3 protein-coding genes are annotated in these 4,790 nt (G+C 45.1%); all 3 read left to right on the top strand.

What is annotated here, in order from left to right; translation table 11 throughout:
• Positions 1-2,163 (top strand): hypothetical protein (locus tag G565_RS27120; protein WP_037340710.1); only part of this gene is annotated, 2,163 nt, incomplete at its 5' end.
• Between the two features lie 20 nt (positions 2,164-2,183).
• The gene (locus G565_RS0120350) at positions 2,184-3,320 is read left to right on the top strand and encodes a hypothetical protein (protein WP_028672455.1); all 1,137 of its coding nucleotides are present in this window, start codon (positions 2,184-2,186) and stop codon (positions 3,318-3,320) included.
• 76 nt (positions 3,321-3,396) lie between these two features.
• A complete protein-coding gene (locus tag G565_RS0120355) occupies positions 3,397-4,575 on the top strand; it encodes a hypothetical protein (protein ID WP_028672456.1) in 1,179 nt (392 codons plus the stop codon).
• The last annotated feature ends 215 nt before the right edge of the window (positions 4,576-4,790 follow it).

Raw genomic sequence — 4,790 nt, forward strand, 5'->3', positions numbered from 1 at the left:
CCAAAGCCGTTTTGCTATCCGAATACCCAGTTTGGTGAAATATCCGGGCTAGCTGATCATAGTGTTGCTAAAGAAAAGATGAGCCAATTGATCGGTGATGCTACTCCGGATGAGATCAGAGAATTTAGTAACCAGAAAATCTCTGAGATAGATAATTTAGAACGCCAAGCAATGGCTCTTGAATCCAATGTTCTAGAGGCAAACCAAGAATTATTTCAGGTGAGACGTCAGCAAGCTATAACCAACCAAGCTTTGAATAAGATTGGTGAGCGTCTGGACGCAATGCAGGCACGCCCCAATAACCTGTTGAGCAGTGCACGCTTTAATGCCAATGCTCCGGTTGTCGCCTTGTACTCACTGGTAGCAGGAGACCATCTTCAGGCGGTTTCCCTCACACCTGATGACATGCTGAATGGTCGCTACCCCGAAGGCCTGGTACCTTTCTCAGGCCCAGGTAGAATAGAGCGTTTGAAAAAGGTAGTGGCGGTAGCCAATGAATTGCGAACCAGCACCTCGCCCCGTGTGCAATTCAATGGCCCGACCGGGCGAACGCTTCAGGTTCCAGCAGACTTGGCCGTGAACCGGGTAGAGGACCTGCACCTGTTCCTCTCTCACTTTCAACGCAGAATGTTGGATGATGCGGTAGAGTCGGCGAGTAACCGGATAAATCATATATTCATCTCTCTGAATAAAGTGACTGAACAGAGGTCTCGTGCTGAAGTCCTTCGTGTTGATTCAGACTCTCGTCTGCTCTCAGCTCAAAAGCTTGACCAAGCAGCGAATAGCGCCTTGGAAAGAGCAAACACCCTTCAGAACGGCTCCGTAGAACTCGACGGAAAAATATACGCGACAGAGGCCGAACTTCGAAATACAACTGCCTTGCTGAGCAGTGCAGAAGATACCGTTGAGAAATTAGGTTCTGAGATAGATAGGTTAGATGCATCGGCCCATTTTGATGCATTTGAGAGAACGAAGTTAAGGTCCTTGTTGCTGGGTACCCCATGTGCTGCACTTGAATCCTTCAATTTGATTAGTTCGCTTTCAAAATTACACTCACCAGATCTAAGATTGACCTTAGACGCTATAGTCAGCATTGCTGATATGATGGCTACAATATCTACCTTCAGTAAGAACCATCACAGTGCTAGATATGGAACAATAAAGAGTATTAAATCGAGGTTAGCAAACCCTGAAAGCTATAAGTATGTTAAGACATACGCGGTATCACCAAAAGTACTTCGGCAAGCGGTAAACCTGAACAGAATTATGGTAGCTTCGAATGCTGTTTCCGGTATTTTCGGGGCTGGGATTTCGCTTCTGGATGCCTTCAACCGAGCGAGGTTAGGTGATCATGACGCTGCTTTTGGGTACGGAGTTATGGCTGCCGGATTTATGGCTACGATATTTGCCTCTTCTATGGTCTTCGGTATAGTCGGGTTTGCTGTTGTAGCGCTGGGTTTTGTACTGGTATGGCTGTTTACAGATTCTAAATTGGAAACTTTGCTGAAGAACTGCCAGTTTGGCATGGCAATTGGAGATCGCTTTGGAGGAGATGCAGGATATTTCTCAAATAACAGTCTTGGATCAGGTCAGTCCTACGGTAGTTGGCAGCATTCCCGTCACTATGCTTTCCATGAAGTTGCTTCATATTTCCATAGCCCGGGTATCTTAATAGAAGATACCTGGTTGACTCAAGGTGAATCCTTAGAGATCGACGTGATCACCCCTCAGATGACAGGTTCGGGTAACAAAGAAATTAGCCTTTTTGTTAAAGGCTATGGGTCAGAATGGACAGAACTGTCTATGACTTCGCTATCTACAGAGTATGCCAATGGAAATCGCGCGCTGGTGTCGTCGTCGGGATCACGACATAGGATAGTGATATCGAGAGATCTGGTTGTATCAGGTGGCACCAGAGCAATGGGAGGCATGGTGCCCATGGGTGTAGAAGCTAGTGTTAAGGTAGAAGTACGTTACTATCCTTACGGTAAAGATAGAACGCTATTCAGTGGAACAGAGGTTATCCATTACTACCCATCGCCAAGTAGAGATGAGCAAGGTAACGCAATCTTTGAAGGTAAAGTTGTCTCTGAGGTGAGGGCGCAAGAGCGGTCTATAGTAAGTAGAACAGAAACAGTTGGTAAATCAATTCGTGGTTACTAGATACGGGAGAAATTGATATAATGATTGGGTTTCTCAAGAGAACCGCTCTGACAATTTACCACATTTTTGTGCCTCACTATCGAGACATATGGCCAGATATTGACTGTGCAAAGGAGCCAACCCATAAAGTCAGTAAGGGAGGAAAGTTAAGATCAAAAGGAAAGCCCGTTACACCCATTGAAAACTATATATTTCATTCCGATTTCGATACTCTGACAGATGGTGATATTTGGATCATTAAAACAGATAGTCGATTTATTGACTATATTGTTGGAGTTCAATTAATCGGTGCAATGCTGCTAATTTTACTGCCAGTTTTTTGGTTCTACAAAGTACCCTTTGAGCTCACTAACGTATTTATCCTACCAATGCTCTTTGGGCTGGTCTTCTTCTCTCTATTAGCGCGATGGGAAAAAGGCGATAATAAGTGGATTGTCTTTGACCGAAGCAGTGGCAACGTGTGTTTCTGGCATAAGAGCAAACGCAAGTCGCTGACTGTTCCATTTGAAATAGTTAATTGCTATTGGCACCGGAAAGCCTATCGCGGTGGTGTCAGCCGGAACTTCATGTTGATGCCAGAGGTCAGCTTGCGAGGTGAATGGAACCGCTGGTGGAATACGTATTTTGGTAGTACGGAGATCTATTCGCAGGCACAGTACCTGTGGCGAGTGCTCTCTGATTTCATGGACAATAGCAAACCGATACCCGAACTCCCTGGGCTGACCCACCAGATTCGTAGTTGTCAAAAGCTTGGCTACACGATTGAAGATCTGACGCACGGTGGTAAGGAGATCCCAATAGAGGTGTGGATGGCAGTAGATAAGGAAATCCAGGAAGAAATCGAAGCAGTAGCAAATAAGGCCGATCAATTGCTGGAACCCGAGAATTTTTCTGCCAATGTGATTCTTGAATACTCTAAAACAATACCACCGCTAGCAAGACGGGAACTCCTTATCCACGTTAAAATGGCGGTTGGGTATTGGTCGAGATGGACCAGAGATCATGGTGGACTCTTCCCTGGTATGAGTAAGCGCTATACACCGCAAGAACTTGGAGCTGAAATTGATCAACTTATCGAACTGGTGCGAGGTGGTCTTAGTTCAGCCGGTGAGGAGTGGGAAGCTGATATTCGTAACGGATATGATCGTCGAAAGTAGGCTATTTAAAATAGGGGTTGTTATATGATTTGCATCCAAGGTTATAATATAACTTTCGTAATTTTTAAGCGATAGCATGGGCGAATTCTTCGGTTTAGGTGTAAAGCTAATTGGTTTAACTTTACGTCATTTGAAGTCACTGACAGTTTGCCTTTTTCACATCGTAGTGCCTCGCGACTATGATATCTGGCCGGATATCGATTGTGCATCTGAGTTGACGAAGGTCGTTAGTAAGGGGCGAAAGCTAAGATCAAAAGGGCAGCCTGTTACGCCTACTGAGGATTACGTATTTCACTCCGACTTTGCCACTATGACAGATGGCAATATCTGGATAATCAGAACAGATAGCAATTTCGTGAACTACAGTGTCGCCGCGGGCATGTTCGGTGCCTTGGCCTTGTTTATATTGGCCATATTCCTGTATCACGGTGCTGACTCATTTCAATACAAGTTTTTCTTCCTTCCTCCTTTTGTAGGTATGACAATCACCTCAATTCTAGCGCATTGGGAAAAAGGCCATAACAGGTGGATTGTCTTTGATCGAAGCAGCAGAAGCGTGTGTTTCTGGCATAAGAACAAAAGAAAGTCATTGACCGTTCCGTTCGATCAGGTGCATTGCTATTGGCACCGGAAAGCCTATCGCGGTGGTGCAAGCCGAAATTTCATGCTAATGCCTGAGGTCAGCTTGAGGGGGGAGTGGAACCGCTGGTGGAATACCTATTTTGGCAGTACGGAGATCTATTCGCAGGCACAGTACCTGTGGCGTGTGCTCTCGGATTTCATGGACAATAGCAAACCGATACCTGAGCTCCCTGGGCTGACCCACCAGATTCGTAGTTGCCAAAAGCTTGGCTACACGATAGAAGACCTTACGCACGGTGGTAAGGAAATCCCGATAGGTGTGTGGATGGAAGTAGACAAAGACATTGAGAATGAAATTGAAGCATTAGACCTTGAGGTACAGTCACTGCTTAAGCCTGAAAGATTTTCTGCTAGTGAGATACTTGAATATTCTAAGACGGTTCCACCACTTGCAAGGCGCTCTTTTCTAAGTCTAGTCATGATAGCCATAGAAGATTGGTCAATGTGGACCAGAAAACATGGTGGGCTTTATCCGGGTATGGAGAAACGGTTTACTCAACGTGGTCTTGCAGGAGAGATTGATCAAATTTTAGGTCTTGTCCGAAGTGGGCTTAGAACTGCCGATGAAGAATGGGAACAGCAGGTTAGAAAGGACTATAGGTCAACTGAATAGCTTTCGTTTCAATACAGCACCCAATGTACAGTATCATTTTCTATTTGGAGTACTTTGTTGTCTGAAAAAAGGGAAACTATACGGAACGCCCCTAGTATGGCTATGGAAAGTCGATTCAAGGTAGCTAGTGCCCGTCCATAAACGGCTAAGCTTCTGAAAATAAAAGAAAAATCTCGATCAGAGGGTTAAAAAGGCCCTAATACTTTGTAGAATTG

Origin of the sequence: Saccharospirillum impatiens DSM 12546 (assembly GCF_000423605.1) — a bacterium.
Lineage (GTDB): Bacteria > Pseudomonadota > Gammaproteobacteria > Pseudomonadales > Natronospirillaceae > Saccharospirillum > Saccharospirillum impatiens.